This is a genomic window from Pseudomonas sp. HB05 (assembly GCF_016756915.1).
Taxonomy (GTDB): Bacteria; Pseudomonadota; Gammaproteobacteria; order Pseudomonadales; family Pseudomonadaceae; genus Aquipseudomonas; species Aquipseudomonas alvandae.
In genome coordinates this window covers 78,217-91,643 of the sequence record NZ_JAESPG010000005.1, presented here as the reverse complement: position 1 = coordinate 91,643, position 13,427 = coordinate 78,217, and the positions used below count along the sequence as shown (strand labels likewise).

The window sequence follows — 13,427 nt, the reverse complement described above, 5'->3', positions numbered from 1 at the left end:
GATAAATCCCCTCGCCACAAAGCCACCTCACCCGGCTTTAGTGAAATTTCTGCCCCAGCCCTGCTGGCACGCCTTCGATGGTGGTGTCTTCCCACGGCCCGTTCGGGCTGACGGCGCGGCTCCAGCCGTTGTTCCAGCGGTAGTAGGTGCGTTGGCGGTAGAACGTATTGGTCTGGTTATCCAGCACATAGACCCCGAGCTTGGCATCCCAGTGGCTGTTGCCGCCCGGCGGCGGGGCGAAACTGGCGGAGGTGCGCGGCAGCGGCTTCGTCGGTTTGTTCGGCGTCACCGGTTTACCTGGCGCGGTCGAAGGGATGGGCTTGGTGGTCGGTGTCGAGGGCGGGATGGGTGGCAACGGCGCCGAAGGTTCGGTCGGGCGCTGGACCGCACAAGCGCTCAGGCCCAGGACGAGCGTGAGCAGGGTGATACGAGCGATGGCGGTCATGGGGCGTGTTCCTGTCATTGGTCCGGAGTGTCGATGGTCAATTGTTGCGGCGCGGTGGTGCTGCTCGCCAAGGGCTGGCTGCGACCGATCCACTCACCGGCGGTTGGCTGGCCGGCTCGGGAGACGCGTGCCACCAGTTGGACTTCCGGGAAGTTCGACAGTTTCAGCTGCGGCATCATTGCATCCGCGTCCCCCAGCTCGACGCTGGCCGGCAGGTCGGCGACAGTCAGGCGCTTGGCTGCCAGCGGTGCCGGCGGACCGGAAACGGCGCGGGCAAAAATGAACACGCTGTCGCCCGGTTGCACCTTGGCCTTGAGTGCCGGAGCCAGGTCGACACGAACCTTGAGCAGCGCAGCAGTCTTGGCTGCCGGCGCCTGGGCGACCTTGCCCCCACTGGCCTGGAGCTTCTCGGTGGCGCGGGCGATACCACCTTGCAACGCTTCACGGGATTTATCGCCTTCAGGCAATTGCGCCAGCAGGCGTCCCCAGTAATCGATCGCGTCCTGATAGCGCTCGCCTTCGAACGCAGCGATGCCCAACAGACCCAGGCTGGTGACTTCCTTCGGATCGAGCTTCAGCGCCTCGTCGGTCAATGCCTGGACCTTGTCCGACCATTTCTTGCCATCAGCGAAGTATTGCGCCTGGGCCCATTGCCCCAGCAGCTCCGGTTGGCGACCCGCGACCGCCACGGTGCGTTCGAAGATTTTCGCCGCGTCCGCCGGCCGGTCCTGGGCCATGTAGGTCCGGCCAAGGAAATACAGGCCCTCGGCAGAGTCCGGCTGCGCCGCCACCGCACGCTCCAGGCGCAAGGTCATCTCTTCCATCGACTGTGGCGCTTGGGCGAATTCACGGGTCAGCTCAACTTTGTCGCTGGCACCGAAATGCAGGTACAACGCCAGACCCAGCACCGGCACCAGCACGGCGGCGAGCAGCGGCAACGGCTTGCCCAGGCGCGATTCACGTGGCGCATCGGCACCCTCGGTGTCCGCCAGCAGTTCACGGGCGGCCTCGGCGCGACCGGTGTCCAGTTGGGCCGCATTGAGCACGCCCTCCTCCCGCTCGGCCTGCAATTCGGCAACCCGCTCTTGATACAGCGCCACGTTCAGCGCGGTGCGGTCTTCTTCCAATTGGGCACGACGGCCACGCAACACGGGGATCAACAGGAAACTCAGGGCAACCAGGAGAAGCAGCCCTGCGGCGAGCCAGAAATCAATCATGCTTGGTTTTATCCAACAGTTGGTCGAGGCGCTGGCGCTCTTCGACAGAAAGCGTGTCCGGGGTGGCACTGCGCTGCACCCGGCGGCGGCGCACAATCACCGCAATCACCACGAAGCCACCCAGCAGCAGCCCGGCAGGGCCGAACCAGAGCAACGCGGTCTTGGAGGAAAGGGCCGGGTTGTAGCGCACGAACTCGCCGTAGCGATCCACCATGAAATCGATGATCTGCTGGTTATCCTTGCCCTCGCCGAGCATGCGGAAGATTTCCTTGCGCAAGTCCGCCGCGATCGGCGCGTTGGAGTCGGCGATGTCCTGGTTCTGGCACTTGGGGCAGCGCAGTTCCTTGGTCAGGTCGCGAAACCGCTCGCGCTCGGCGTCGTTGGCGAATTCATAAGTATCGATGGCGGCGTGGGCCACGCCCGCCAGGCTCAAGCCGAGGACGGCAGCGGCTAACCAACGCTTCATGGCTTGGCCTCATCCACCAGGGACTGGTACTTGGCGGCCAGTTTCTCGCGCCAGACCTGCTCGTCGATCACACCGACGAACTTGTCGCGAATGATGCCCTTGGCGTCGATGAAGAACGTCTCCGGCGCACCGTATACACCCAGGTTCAGGCCCAAGGTGCCTTCTTCGTCGCGGATGTCCAACTGATACGGGTTGTGGAACTCGGCCAGCCACTTCAAGGCGTCGGCATTGACGTCCTTGTAGTTGACGCCGTAGATCACCACGCCGTTCTGCGCGAGCTTGTTCAGCACCGGATGCTCGACCCGGCAGGAAATGCACCAGGTGCCCCATACGTTGACCAAGGCCGGCTTGCCCAGCAGGTCGGCACGGGTCAGGGTCTTGTCACCTTGCACCGACGGCAGGGAGAACTCCGGGAACGGCTTGCCGATCATCGCCGAAGGCAGCTCCGACGGGTTCAGGAACAGCCCCCGATAAAGGAACACCGCAACGAGCAGGAACAGCGCCAGCGGCACTACCATCAACCAACGTTTCATGCAGTGGCTCCTGTTGCACCCAAGGCTTCACGCACCCGGGTCTTCACTTTGACGCGATAACGCCGATCCAGCGCCGCCAGAACTCCGCCCAGCCCGGTGAGCAAGCCGCCGAACCAGATCCAGCGCACGAACGGCTTGACGTGGACCCGCACCGCCCAGGCGCCGTCGCCCAGGGACTCGCCCAGCGCCACATACAGGTCGCGAGTGAAGCCGGCGTCAATGCCAGCTTCGGTCATCACCGAGTTCTGCACGGTATAGAGGCGTTTCTCCGGATGCAGCACAGTGATTTCCTCACCGTTGCGAATGACCCGCACGGTGCCTTTGTCCGAGGTGAAGTTAGGGCCTTCGAAATGCTTGGCGCCCTCGAAGACGAACTGGTAGCCGCCCAGGTCCATGGACTCGCCCGGCGCCAGGCGCAGGTCACGCTCGGCACTGTTCTGGCTGGACAGGACCACGCCCAGGGCGCAAACGGCGATGCCCAGGTGAGCGAGCTGCATGCCCCAATAACTGCGCGTCAGGGTTGGCAGGCCCTTGATCAGGCCTTTATGGCGGGTCTTGTCGAAGATGTCTCGAACGCCGGCCAGCAACACCCAGGCCGCCAGCACGAAGGTCGCCAGCACCGCCCAGTTGAAGTCGCCGTAGGCGATGCCAGCCACCACGGCCAGGGCAGCCGTGCCCAACAGCACCGGCGTGAGCATGCCCATCAGCCATTTGACCGGCGTGTCCTTCCAGCGCACCAGTACACCGACCGCCATCACCGCCATCAGGATCGCCATCAGCGGAATGAACAGGGCGTTGAAGTACGGTGGGCCGACCGACAGCTTGGCGCCGGACAGCGCGTCGAGCACCAACGGATACAGGGTGCCCAGCAGAATCATCGACGCGGCCACCACCAGCACCAGGTTGTTGCCCAGCAGCAGGGTTTCCCGGGACCAGAGGTTGAAGCCGACCTGGCTCTTGACCACGGGCGCACGCAAGGCGAACAGCGTCAGCGAACCGCCGACCACGAACAACAGGAACATCAGGATGAACACGCCACGCTCAGGGTCGGAGGCGAAGGCATGCACCGAAGTCAGCACGCCGGAGCGCACCAGGAACGTCCCCAGCAGGCTGAGGGAGAACGCTGCGATAGCCAGCAACACCGTCCAGCTCTTGAACACGCCGCGTTTTTCCGTGACCGCCAGGGAGTGAATCAGCGCCGTGCCGACGAGCCATGGCATGAAGGAAGCGTTTTCCACCGGGTCCCAGAACCACCAGCCGCCCCAGCCGAGTTCGTAATAGGCCCACCATGAACCGAGGGTGATGCCGATGCCGAGAAAGGCCCAGGCGACGATGGTCCAAGGGCGCGACCAGCGCGCCCACGCGGCGTCGAGGCGACCACCGAGCAAGGCGGCGATGGCAAAGGCGAACGCCACGGAAAAACCGACATAGCCCATGTAGAGCATCGGCGGATGGACGATCAGGCCGATGTCCTGCAGGAGCGGGTTAAGGTCCCGGCCATCCATCGGCACTTGCGGCAGGATCCGCTCGAAGGGGTTGGACGTGACGATCAGGAACAGCAGGAAACCGGTGCTGATCAGGCCCATCACCGCCAATACCCGGGCCAGCATCACCTGGGGCAACTGCCGGGAGAACACCGACACCGCGAAGGTCCAGCCGGCGAGGATCAATGCCCAGAGCAGCAGCGAACCTTCGTGGGCGCCCCACACCGCGCTGAACTTGTAGTACCAGGGCAAGGCGCTGTTGGAATTGCTGGCGACGTATTCCACGGAAAAATCGTCAGTCATGAAGGCATAGGTCAGGCAGCCGAAGGCGAACAGCATGAACGCGAACTGCCCCCATGCCGCTGGCTGGGCCAGGCTCATCCACAGGCGATCGCCACGCCAGGCACCGAGCAATGGAACCACGGCCTGGACCAGGGAAAAACACAGCGCCAGGATCATCGCCAGATGGCCCAGCTCGGGGATAAAGATGCCGGTGGTCATCGATCAACCCTCCTTCACGGGCGCGGGCGCCGACTGGCCGCTTTCTTTCAAGGCCTTGGTCACTTCCGGCGGCATGTATTTCTCGTCGTGCTTGGCCAGCACTTCATCGGCCACCACCACGCCGTCGGCGTTGAGCTTGCCCAGGGCAACGATGCCCTGCCCTTCGCGGAACAGGTCCGGAAGGATGCCGCGATAGGTGATGGTCACGGTCTTGTTGAAGTCGGTGACGTTGAACGTCACGTCCAGCGAATCGCCGGAGCGCACCAGCGAGCCCTTTTCCACCATGCCGCCGGCGCGGATGCGTGTGTCCTTCGGCGCTTCGCCATTGGCGATCTGCGTCGGGGTGTAGAACAGGTTGATGTTCTGCTGCAGGGCACTGAGGGCCAGGCCGACCGCGGCGCCGACGCCGACCAGGATTGCCAGGATGATGACAAGACGTTTTTTGCGCAGCGGATTCACTGACCGTTCTCCCGGCGCAGACGACGCGCCTCTTGTTGCAGATACCGCTTGCGGGCCAGGATCGGCGCCGCCACGTTGAGGGCCAGCACCGCCAGGCAAATGCCGTAGGCCGACCAGACATACAGGCCGTGATGGCCCATGGCGAGGAAATCGCCGAATGACGCAAAACTCATCGAGCGGCCTCCAGGCTGTTCTGTACTTCAGCTTTCACCCAACTGGCCCGGGACTCGCGCTTGAGCACTTCCAGGCGCATGCGCAGCAGCAACACCGCGCCGAAGAAGCAGTAGAAACCCAGCGCGGTCAGCAGCAGCGGCAGCCACATCTCCACCGGCATCGCCGGTTTCTCAGTCAGGGTGAACGTCGCGCCCTGGTGCAGGGTGTTCCACCACTCCACCGAATACTTGATGATCGGGATATTGATGACCCCGACAATCGCCAGCACCGCGCAGGCCTTGGCGGCGCTGTCACGATTGCTGATGGCGTTGCCCAGCGCAATAAGACCGAAGTACAGGAACAGCAGGATCAGCATCGACGTCAGTCGCGCATCCCAGACCCACCACGAACCCCAGGTCGGCTTGCCCCAGATGGCCCCGGTGACCAGTGCCACGGCGGTCATCCAGGCGCCGATGGGCGCGGCGCATTGCAGGGCCACGTCGGCCAGTTTCATTTTCCACACCAGCCCGACCACACCGCAGACCGCCAGCATCACGTAGATCGACTGGGCCAGCATCGCCGTCGGAACATGGATATAGATGATGCGGAAGCTGTTGCCTTGCTGGTAGTCCGGCGGTGCGAAGGCCAGGCCCCAGACCACGCCGATGCCGATCAGCAACAGGGCGGCGACGCTCAACCAGGGCAGCATCCTGCCGCTGATGCCGTAGAACCACTTGGGTGAGCCGAGCTTGTGAAACCAGGTCCAGTTCATTGCTGTTTCCATCACGGTTGCGGCTCGCATCGCGAACCGCCGGGTCGGCCTTTACCTTCCTAGGAAGTGGTCAATTCTTGACCAGGCCTCGTTATTATTCGCCGACGCTGATCTTCAGGCCAGCGGCTATTGCAAAGGGTGTCAGGGTTATCGCCAGGGCGGTCAGGCTCCCAAGCCACAGCAGATAACCGGTCGCCGGCATGCCTTGCAGTGCGGCTTGCAAAGCGCCGCTGCCAAGGATCAAGACCGGTATGTACAACGGCAGGATCAGCAAGGCCAGCAGCAAGCCACCACGCTTGAGCCCGACCGTCAGCGCCGCGCCCACCGCGCCGAGCAGGCTCAGCACCGGTGTGCCCAACAACAGCGAAAACAACAGCACCGGCATGCAGGCGGCGGGCAAACCCAGCATCATCGCCAGCAACGGCGAGAGCAGCACCAGCGCCAGCCCGGAAAAAACCCAGTGTGCCAGTACCTTGGCCAAAACCAGAAGGGCCAGGGGGTGCGACGAAAGGACCCACTGTTCCAGGGAACCGTCTTCGAAATCACTGCGGAAAAGCCCGTCCAGCGAGAGCAGCACCGACAAAAGCGCCGCCACCCAGACCAGTCCCGGCGACAAGGTTTGCAACAATTGAGTCTCCGGGCCGACCGCCAGCGGAAACAACGCGATCACGATGGCGAAGAACACCAACGGGTTGGCCAGTTCGGCCGGACGACGGAACAATAGGCGCGCTTCACGGGCAAGCAACAGGCCAAAGACACTCATACCGCCCAGTTCCCCAGGTCAATGCTGCGATAACCGGAGGGCATCCGGGCCAAGGTGTGATGGGTGGTCAGCAGCACCATGCCGCCGTTCTCGCAGTGCCGGGCGAGGTGTTCTTCAAGCTGCGCCACGCCTTGCTTGTCCAGTGCGGTGAACGGCTCGTCGAGGATCCACAGCGGCGGGCTGTCCAGATACAACCGCGCCAGGGCCACGCGGCGCTGCTGGCCAGCCGACAAGGTGTGGCTCGGCACGTCCTCGAAACCTTTCAATCCTACCGCCGCCAACGCCTGCCAGATCGCCTCGCGCTCGGCCGGACGATGCAGCGCGCAGAGCCAACTGAGGTTTTCTTCGGGGGTCAGCAGATCCTTGATGCCGGCGGCATGGCCGATCCACAACAGATTGCGCGCCAGCTCGCTGCGCTGGCTATGCAACGGTTGGCCGTTGAGCAGGATCTCGCCGGCAGTGGGCTGCATCAACCCGGCCAGCAGGCGCAGCAGACTGGTCTTGCCACTGCCGTTGGGGCCACTGATCTGCACCATATCGCCACGCGAGAGTCTCAATTCGAGATTTTCGAAGAGCAGCCGCAAGTCTCGCTCACAGGCGAGGCCGACGGTTTGCAGGAGAGGACTGGTCAAGGGATCGCGGGCCTTATACGGTTCAAGTCGGCCATGCAGCGGCCGTTAAAGTAGTGCAGCATAGATGCATTGATGGCCTGTTCCACAGAGCTGCGTCAAACAATTGCAAGGTTTTTGCCACTCTCCGGAAGGCGGGCGGCATTATACATGTGAAGCCCCCTCTGGGCTGATTCCAAGGTAAGACCGCTAATGACAGGCGACATGAACATCCCGCCACTGCCCCAGCTCACGGCAACGACGCGAATGCCCGCGGTGACGGGGGAATTGCTCAAGTTGCTGGCACCCGCCGAAGGGCTGATCGGCCCTGGCCAGACGGCCCAGGCCGAGGTGCTGTCGCTCAAGCAGGCGGACCAGGCGTTTCAGTTGCTGCTCAAGGTCACGCTGGAAAGCGGTCGCCAAGCCACCGTACAGGCCACCAGCACCCAGCCATTGCCCCAGGGCACCAGCCTGGCCGTGACCCAGCCGTCCGCCAGCAACCTGGCGATCACCGTGCAGCAGGCCCTCGCCTCCAGTGTCGCCACCCTCACCCGAATCGACACCGCGCAGTTGCCCGTGGGCACCTTGTTGCAAGGCAAGGTGCTGACCAGCCAGGCCTTGCCACAACTGCCAGGGCAACCGGCGGTGTATCGCTCGCTGGTGAGCCTGCTCAACACCGCCCAGGCCGGCAGTACCCTGGACATTGACAGTCCACAGCCGCTGCGGATCGGCATGCTGTTGAGTGCGCAAGTGCAAGACGCGCAGACGTTGAAATTCGTGCCCTTGAGCAATCGCCAGGAACAACTGGCGGTGAGCCAGCAACTGGTGACGCAGGTAAGCCGCCAGGGTTCGCTGGACAGCTTGCTCGCCGCCCTGCAGAACCTTCCCGCCAGCGACGAAACCGGCCCCGAGCTGCGCGCCGCCGTGACGCGCCTATTGGCCGGTCTTCCGGATGTACAACAACTGAGCACCCCCAAGGGACTGGCCCAAGCGATGATCGCCAGCGGCGCGTTCCTTGAAAGCAAACTCCTGGCCGGACAGCCGCCAAGCCTGGCGCCGGACCTCAAGGGCGACCTGCTGAAACTGATCGCCCAGTTGACACCCGCCCTGCCCGCCTCCACCAACCTCTCTGCCATCATCGCCGCCAACACACTGGCCCAGGCCCTGCCCAGCTTTGTCCGCAGCGCCCTGGGGATGCTCGGCCAAGTCAGCGCCAAGCCACAACCCACCAGTTTTCCGCTGCCCTCGCGGCTGTTGAAGGGACAAGACGAAGAAGGCGACCTGGAGCACCTGCTGCGCCTGGCAGCCGCCGCCGTTTCACGCCTGCAAAGCCATCAATTGTCGAGCCTGGAGCAAACCGGGCTGACCGATGACGGTCGGCTGATGAGTACGTGGCAATTGGAAATTCCGATGCGCAACCTGCAGGACATCGTGCCGCTGCAGGTCAAGTTCCAGCGTGAGGAAACCGCCGCCCGGGATCAGCCGGACGAACGCCGCGAACAACCCGAGCCGAAACAGCAACTGTGGCGGGTCGAATTGGCATTCGACATGGAACCGCTGGGGCCGCTGCAGATTCAGGCCCAGTTGCTCAGTGGCAGCCTGTCCAGCCAGTTGTGGGCAGAACGGCCGTACACCGCCAGCCTGATCGAACGGAACCTGACCGCATTGCGTGAACGCCTGGTGACGTGCGGGTTGAACGTCGGCGACCTCGATTGCCACCTCGGCACCCCGCCCCAGGGCCCCAAGACTCAGCTGGAACAACGCTGGGTGGACGAAACCGCATGAACACAGAACCCCGCCAGGCCATCGCCCTCAAGTACGACGGCCACCACGCCCCAACCCTCACCGCCAAGGGCGACGAAGCCCTGGCCGAGGAAATCCTGCGCATCGCCCGGGAAAGCGAGGTGCCGATTTATGAAAATGCCGAGTTGGTGAAGCTGCTGGCGCGGATGGAACTGGGGGACAGCATCCCGGAAGAGTTGTACCGCACGATTGCCGAGATCATCGCGTTTGCGTGGAACCTGAAGGGCAAGTTCCCCCAGGGCTTTGACCCGCATGCGCAGAGTGTGGAGAAAGATGTGACGGAACGTGGGGATGATTACTAGTCGCTGAAGGCACTATCCCGTGGCGAGGGAGCTTGCTCCCGCTCGGCTGCGCAGCAGTCGTAAAAAGCCTGGGGTCGCTGCGCAACCCAGCGGGAGCAAGCTCCCTCGCCACAGGTGGCTTGGCTGGGATGATCGATGCACCCGCCAGAAAAACCTGTGGGAGCGAGCCTGCTCGCGAAGGCGGACTCACATTCAACATCTCTATTGACTGTCACACCGCTTTCGCGAGCAGGCTCGCTCCCACATTGGCCTAGGGCGATAGATAGATATCAACCGCCCTTGTGCAGCTTGCTCATCAATTCCGCCTCGGCCTGGGTCAGGCCGCAGGCCTGGGTCAGTTCGTCGATGCTGGCGCCCATGCCGACCAGTCGGGCGGCTTGGGCGAAGGACAGGCTGGAGGGGTCGCGCTGTTCCAGTTGCGCCAGTTTGTCCGGCAACGGCGCGACCACGGCACGCAGCTCATGGAGCGCTTCGCCCATGCGCACGGTGCCGTTCTGATAGTCGTCGACACGCTTGGCCAGGTCCTTGATGCGCTGGTCGCGCAGCGCATCACCCTGGGCCTGTTGAGCGGCGATATCCCGCTGGCCACGTATGTAGGACAAAAACATCGCCAGCGTGCCTGCCCAGAAAAGGAACAGGACAATGACTGCTACCTCAAGAATCAAATCAGATACTCTCCAGTTCCGACCACTCTTCTTCGCTCATCATTTTTTCCAGTTCGACCAGGATCAGCAACTCATTGTTCTTGTTGCAGACGCCCTGGATGAACTTCGCCGATTCTTCGTTACCGACGTTAGGCGCGGTTTCGATTTCCGACTGACGCAAGTAAACCACTTCGGCCACGCTGTCGACCAGGATACCGACCACTTGCTTGTCGGCCTCGATGATCACGATACGGGTGTTGTCGTTGACCTCGGTGGAGTTCAAGCCGAAACGCTGGCGGGTGTCGATGACGGTCACGACGTTACCGCGCAGGTTGATGATGCCCAGCACGTAGCTTGGCGCACCCGGAACCGGGGCGATCTCGGTGTAGCGCAGCACTTCCTGCACGCGCATCACGTTGATGCCGTAGGTTTCGTTATCGAGCTTGAACGTCACCCATTGCAAGATCGGATCTTCGGAACCCTTGAGAGACGACGCCTTATCATTCATACCCTGACCCCTCGAAAAACCGCCTGTGGCGGTGTGTGTTCTGTCCGGCGGCGCCTTGCGTCGCCGGTTGTCTTATTTCGGTTTCCGGACCGGCTTGCCGCCGTCCAGGTGTTTTGCCCCGCCGCTGGCGATCAGCTCCGCCAGTTCGGAAACGTCCAGCAAGGCGCACATGTGTTCGATCACCGTACCGGCCAGCCATGGCCGTTGCCCTCGATGGCTGCGCCACTTGATCTCGTTCGGGTCCAGGCGCAGCGAACGGCTGACCTGATGCACCGCCAATCCCCATTCGTAACCTTGCACCGAAATCACGTACTGCAGGCCTTGGCGAAAATCATCGCGATAACGGTCCGGCATGACCCAGCGCGCGGTATCCAGCACCTTCAGGTTGCCGGCCTGGCTCGGCAGGATTCCGAGGAACCACTCCGGCTGGCCAAACAACGGCGTCAATTCCTGGCCGGCCAGGGAGTAGATCGATCCCAGGCAGACCAGCGGCACCGCCAGCGTCAACCCGGCCACGTCGAACAACAGGCATTCGAACGGCTCGGCGGCCCACGCCGGACGGTCATCGACCTGCACCGGCGGTGGTGTATTGCTCGGCGGCAGGTGGATTTCCACCACCGGCGTCACCAGCCCCTGTAGCAACGGGGCGACGGTGGAGACCGGCGCCAGGATTGGCGCGGGGGCTTCCATCACCGCCACCTGAGGCTTGATGAACGGTGCCTCGACCGCAGCAACAATCACCGACGCTTGTGCGTCACGGGCCTGCTCTTCGAGCACGGCCGCCTGAAACTCGTCCAGCACCACCTCGGCTTCGACGGGCTCGGGCAATGCCTCGACCGCGCTCGGCGGCGCTGGCAATTCTTCGGTCGCTTCCTGCAAGAGCCCATCCAGATAGGACTGCAAGGCCATTTGCGGACGCGAAGTTGTCTTGATCGGCCGGTTCATGAGAACTGTGCGCCACTTGAAAAGGTTATCGGCATGAATGCGCCAGGACTTGAGGACCGGCGAGCGAACGCTCCGTTCATGGAGAAACTGCTCACCTTAAGCCACCTGCTGCGGGACGAGCTGCTGGGCCAGCAGGTGCTTGAGGAGCGCGCGATAGGCCAGAACACCGCGGCTTTTGCCATCGAACTGCGACGGCGTCACACCGGCACGGCTGGCGTCTCGCAGGCGGGTATCGACTGGGATGTAGCCTTGCCAGATGTCATCCGGGTACATGTCGCGCAATACCCGCAGGGTACCGAGGGACGCCTGGGTGCGACGGTCGAACAAGGTCGGCACGATATTGAACGCCAACGATTGCTTGCGGGAACGGTTGACCATCGCCAGGGTGTTGACCATGCGTTCCAGGCCTTTCACCGCCAAGTGTTCGGTCTGCACCGGGATCACCAATTGCTGGCTGGCCGCCAACGCGTTGACCATCAGCAGCCCCAGCAACGGCGGGCTGTCGATGATCGCGTAATCGAAATCCTGCCACAGTTGCGCCAGACTCTTGGCGATCACCAGGCCCAGGCCGCTCTGGCCCGGCGACTGGCGCTCCAGGGTGGCCAAGGCGGTGCTCGACGGCAACAGGGAAATCCGCTCATCACTGGTCGACAGCAGCAATTGCCCCGGCAAGCCCTCGGGCACGGTGCCCTTGTGCAGGAACAGGTCGTAGTTGCTGTGTTCCAGGCTGTCGGGATCGTAGCCGAAATAACTGGTCATCGAGCCGTGGGGGTCCAGATCGACGATGACCACGCGCTTGCCCGCCTCAGCCAGCAAACCGGCTAGAGCGATGGAGGATGTGGTTTTGCCCACACCACCTTTTTGATTGGCGACTGCCCAGACTCTCATTCGGATCGTTCCTCCCGGTCGAGACGCGCTCGACCGAGAAATAGCTCGGTTATAAAGCCGGTGACGGAGAATTGACGGCGTTCTGTCTTACCGGCGACTTGACCGGGGTCGGTGCAGTTTGTGTGCCAGCCCGCTTCAATGCCGCATCCGGTTTTGCATTGGCCGTGCCGGTGCCGGTCAGGCTGCGACGCACATCGAGGTTGCGCGAGACCACCAGCACCACCCGCCGGTTGCGCGCGCGCCCTTCTGCGGTGGCGTTGTTGGCCACCGGCTGGAACTCGCCATAACCCACCGACGCCAGGCGACCGGGGTTGACACCCTGCATGGCGAGCATGCGGACGATGCTCGCCGAACGGGCCGAAGACAGCTCCCAGTTGGTCGGGTACTGCGCGGTGCGGATCGGCTGGTCGTCAGTGAAGCCTTCGACGTGGATCGGGTTGTCGAACGGCTTCAGGATCGCCGCGACCTTGTCGATGATGTTGAAGGCCATGTCGCTGGGCATGGCGTCGCCGCTGCCAAACAGCAGGCTGGAGTTGAGTTCGATCTCAACCCACAACTCGTTGCCACGCACGGTCATCTGGTTTGAGCTGATCAGGTCGCCGAACGCGGCGCTGATGTCATCGGCAATGCTCTTCAACGGATCGCTGCTACCGGCAATGCCGGCGTCGACCTGTTCGGCATCCTTGACCAGCGGCTTGGCGGGAGTCACGGTCTTGGGCCGCTCCTCGCCAATCGGAATAGGCTTGAGGGCCCGGTCGGAATCGGTAAAGACACCGATCAACGCCTCGGAAATAACCTTGTACTTGCCTTCGTTGACCGAAGAGATCGAATACATGACCACGAAAAAGGCGAACAGCAGCGTGATGAAGTCGGCGTAGGAAACGAGCCAGCGTTCATGGTTGACGTGTTCTTCGTGATTTCTGCGACGTGCCATGG

General features: G+C 62.9%; 17 protein-coding genes. 2 read left to right on the top strand and 15 right to left on the bottom strand.

What is annotated here, in order from left to right; genetic code table 11:
* Positions 1 to 37 precede the first annotated feature (37 nt).
* From JMN22_RS07435 to ccmA, 10 genes are all read right to left on the bottom strand, one after another.
* Entirely contained in the window at positions 38 to 445 is a 408-nt protein-coding gene (locus tag JMN22_RS07435) for a hypothetical protein (protein WP_198797734.1), read from the bottom strand.
* Positions 446 to 459: 14 nt separating this feature from the next.
* Complete coding sequence (gene ccmI, locus JMN22_RS07430; protein ID WP_030141049.1) at positions 460 to 1,662, bottom strand: c-type cytochrome biogenesis protein CcmI; 1,203 nt, start codon at positions 1,660 to 1,662, stop codon at positions 460 to 462.
* Positions 1,655 to 2,128: a cytochrome c-type biogenesis protein gene (locus tag JMN22_RS07425; RefSeq protein ID WP_030141050.1), complete on the bottom strand. Its 474-nt coding sequence runs from the start codon at positions 2,126 to 2,128 to the stop codon at positions 1,655 to 1,657. Before JMN22_RS07425 ends, ccmI begins: the two co-directional genes overlap by 8 nt.
* Complete coding sequence (locus tag JMN22_RS07420; protein ID WP_030141051.1) at positions 2,125 to 2,661, bottom strand: DsbE family thiol:disulfide interchange protein; 537 nt, start codon at positions 2,659 to 2,661, stop codon at positions 2,125 to 2,127. The genes JMN22_RS07425 and JMN22_RS07420 overlap by 4 nt, the downstream gene beginning before the upstream one ends.
* Positions 2,658 to 4,646, bottom strand: a complete 1,989-nt coding sequence (locus JMN22_RS07415; protein WP_198797733.1) for a heme lyase CcmF/NrfE family subunit — start codon at positions 4,644 to 4,646, stop codon at positions 2,658 to 2,660. The genes JMN22_RS07420 and JMN22_RS07415 overlap by 4 nt, the downstream gene beginning before the upstream one ends.
* A gap of 3 nt (positions 4,647 to 4,649) precedes the next feature.
* On the bottom strand, positions 4,650 to 5,105 hold the full coding sequence (gene ccmE / locus JMN22_RS07410; protein ID WP_030141053.1) for a cytochrome c maturation protein CcmE: 456 nt from the start codon (positions 5,103 to 5,105) through the stop codon (positions 4,650 to 4,652).
* Positions 5,102 to 5,278 carry a heme exporter protein CcmD gene (gene ccmD, locus JMN22_RS07405; RefSeq protein WP_007939192.1) on the bottom strand — a complete coding sequence of 59 codons (177 nt, stop codon included), beginning with the start codon at positions 5,276 to 5,278 and terminating at the stop codon, positions 5,102 to 5,104. The genes ccmE and ccmD overlap by 4 nt, the downstream gene beginning before the upstream one ends.
* A complete protein-coding gene (locus JMN22_RS07400; protein ID WP_030141054.1) occupies positions 5,275 to 6,030 on the bottom strand; it encodes a heme ABC transporter permease in 756 nt (251 codons plus the stop codon). Before JMN22_RS07400 ends, ccmD begins: the two co-directional genes overlap by 4 nt.
* A 94-nt stretch (positions 6,031 to 6,124) precedes the next feature.
* Complete coding sequence (ccmB, locus tag JMN22_RS07395; protein WP_030141055.1) at positions 6,125 to 6,793, bottom strand: heme exporter protein CcmB; 669 nt, start codon at positions 6,791 to 6,793, stop codon at positions 6,125 to 6,127.
* The gene (gene ccmA / locus JMN22_RS07390; protein WP_198797732.1) at positions 6,790 to 7,425 is read right to left on the bottom strand and encodes a cytochrome c biogenesis heme-transporting ATPase CcmA; all 636 of its coding nucleotides are present in this window, start codon (positions 7,423 to 7,425) and stop codon (positions 6,790 to 6,792) included. The genes ccmB and ccmA overlap by 4 nt, the downstream gene beginning before the upstream one ends.
* A gap of 189 nt (positions 7,426 to 7,614) precedes the next feature.
* Between ccmA and fliK the strand changes: the two genes are divergently transcribed.
* Both fliK and JMN22_RS07380 read left to right on the top strand, forming a co-directional pair.
* Positions 7,615 to 9,186, top strand: a complete 1,572-nt coding sequence (gene fliK, locus JMN22_RS07385; RefSeq protein ID WP_198797731.1) for a flagellar hook-length control protein FliK — start codon at positions 7,615 to 7,617, stop codon at positions 9,184 to 9,186.
* Positions 9,183 to 9,506, top strand: a complete 324-nt coding sequence (locus JMN22_RS07380) for an EscU/YscU/HrcU family type III secretion system export apparatus switch protein (RefSeq protein ID WP_030141058.1) — start codon at positions 9,183 to 9,185, stop codon at positions 9,504 to 9,506. The genes fliK and JMN22_RS07380 overlap by 4 nt, the downstream gene beginning before the upstream one ends.
* A 269-nt stretch (positions 9,507 to 9,775) precedes the next feature.
* On the opposite strand, the gene JMN22_RS07375 is transcribed toward JMN22_RS07380, so the two are convergent.
* From JMN22_RS07375 to motD, 5 genes are all read right to left on the bottom strand, one after another.
* Positions 9,776 to 10,171: a DUF2802 domain-containing protein gene (locus JMN22_RS07375; RefSeq protein ID WP_030141059.1), complete on the bottom strand. Its 396-nt coding sequence runs from the start codon at positions 10,169 to 10,171 to the stop codon at positions 9,776 to 9,778.
* A 1-nt stretch (position 10,172) separates the two neighbouring features.
* A complete protein-coding gene (locus JMN22_RS07370) occupies positions 10,173 to 10,658 on the bottom strand; it encodes a chemotaxis protein CheW (protein ID WP_024778681.1) in 486 nt (161 codons plus the stop codon).
* Between the two features lie 72 nt (positions 10,659 to 10,730).
* On the bottom strand, positions 10,731 to 11,603 hold the full coding sequence (locus tag JMN22_RS07365) for a CheW domain-containing protein (protein WP_198797730.1): 873 nt from the start codon (positions 11,601 to 11,603) through the stop codon (positions 10,731 to 10,733).
* Between the two features lie 96 nt (positions 11,604 to 11,699).
* Positions 11,700 to 12,491, bottom strand: coding sequence for a ParA family protein (locus tag JMN22_RS07360; protein ID WP_030141062.1), 792 nt, complete (start codon positions 12,489 to 12,491; stop codon positions 11,700 to 11,702).
* A 49-nt stretch (positions 12,492 to 12,540) separates the two neighbouring features.
* Positions 12,541 to 13,425, bottom strand: a complete 885-nt coding sequence (motD, locus tag JMN22_RS07355) for a flagellar motor protein MotD (RefSeq protein WP_030141063.1) — start codon at positions 13,423 to 13,425, stop codon at positions 12,541 to 12,543.
* Positions 13,426 to 13,427 lie beyond the last annotated feature (2 nt).

Coding starts and splice junctions, on each gene's coding strand:
- JMN22_RS07400 (WP_030141054.1), bottom strand. CDS start 6,030: ATGAACTGGACCTGGTTTCACAAGCTCGGCTCACCCAAGTGGTTCTAC.
- JMN22_RS07425 (WP_030141050.1), bottom strand. CDS start 2,128: ATGAAGCGTTGGTTAGCCGCTGCCGTCCTCGGCTTGAGCCTGGCGGGC.
- JMN22_RS07380 (WP_030141058.1), top strand. CDS start 9,183: ATGAACACAGAACCCCGCCAGGCCATCGCCCTCAAGTACGACGGCCAC.
- ccmD (WP_007939192.1), bottom strand. CDS start 5,278: ATGAGTTTTGCGTCATTCGGCGATTTCCTCGCCATGGGCCATCACGGC.
- ccmI (WP_030141049.1), bottom strand. CDS start 1,662: ATGATTGATTTCTGGCTCGCCGCAGGGCTGCTTCTCCTGGTTGCCCTG.
- JMN22_RS07365 (WP_198797730.1), bottom strand. CDS start 11,603: ATGAACCGGCCGATCAAGACAACTTCGCGTCCGCAAATGGCCTTGCAG.
- motD (WP_030141063.1), bottom strand. CDS start 13,425: ATGGCACGTCGCAGAAATCACGAAGAACACGTCAACCATGAACGCTGG.
- JMN22_RS07415 (WP_198797733.1), bottom strand. CDS start 4,646: ATGACCACCGGCATCTTTATCCCCGAGCTGGGCCATCTGGCGATGATC.
- JMN22_RS07435 (WP_198797734.1), bottom strand. CDS start 445: ATGACCGCCATCGCTCGTATCACCCTGCTCACGCTCGTCCTGGGCCTG.
- fliK (WP_198797731.1), top strand. CDS start 7,615: ATGACAGGCGACATGAACATCCCGCCACTGCCCCAGCTCACGGCAACG.
- JMN22_RS07420 (WP_030141051.1), bottom strand. CDS start 2,661: ATGAAACGTTGGTTGATGGTAGTGCCGCTGGCGCTGTTCCTGCTCGTT.
- JMN22_RS07370 (WP_024778681.1), bottom strand. CDS start 10,658: ATGAATGATAAGGCGTCGTCTCTCAAGGGTTCCGAAGATCCGATCTTG.
- ccmB (WP_030141055.1), bottom strand. CDS start 6,793: ATGAGTGTCTTTGGCCTGTTGCTTGCCCGTGAAGCGCGCCTATTGTTC.
- JMN22_RS07360 (WP_030141062.1), bottom strand. CDS start 12,491: ATGAGAGTCTGGGCAGTCGCCAATCAAAAAGGTGGTGTGGGCAAAACC.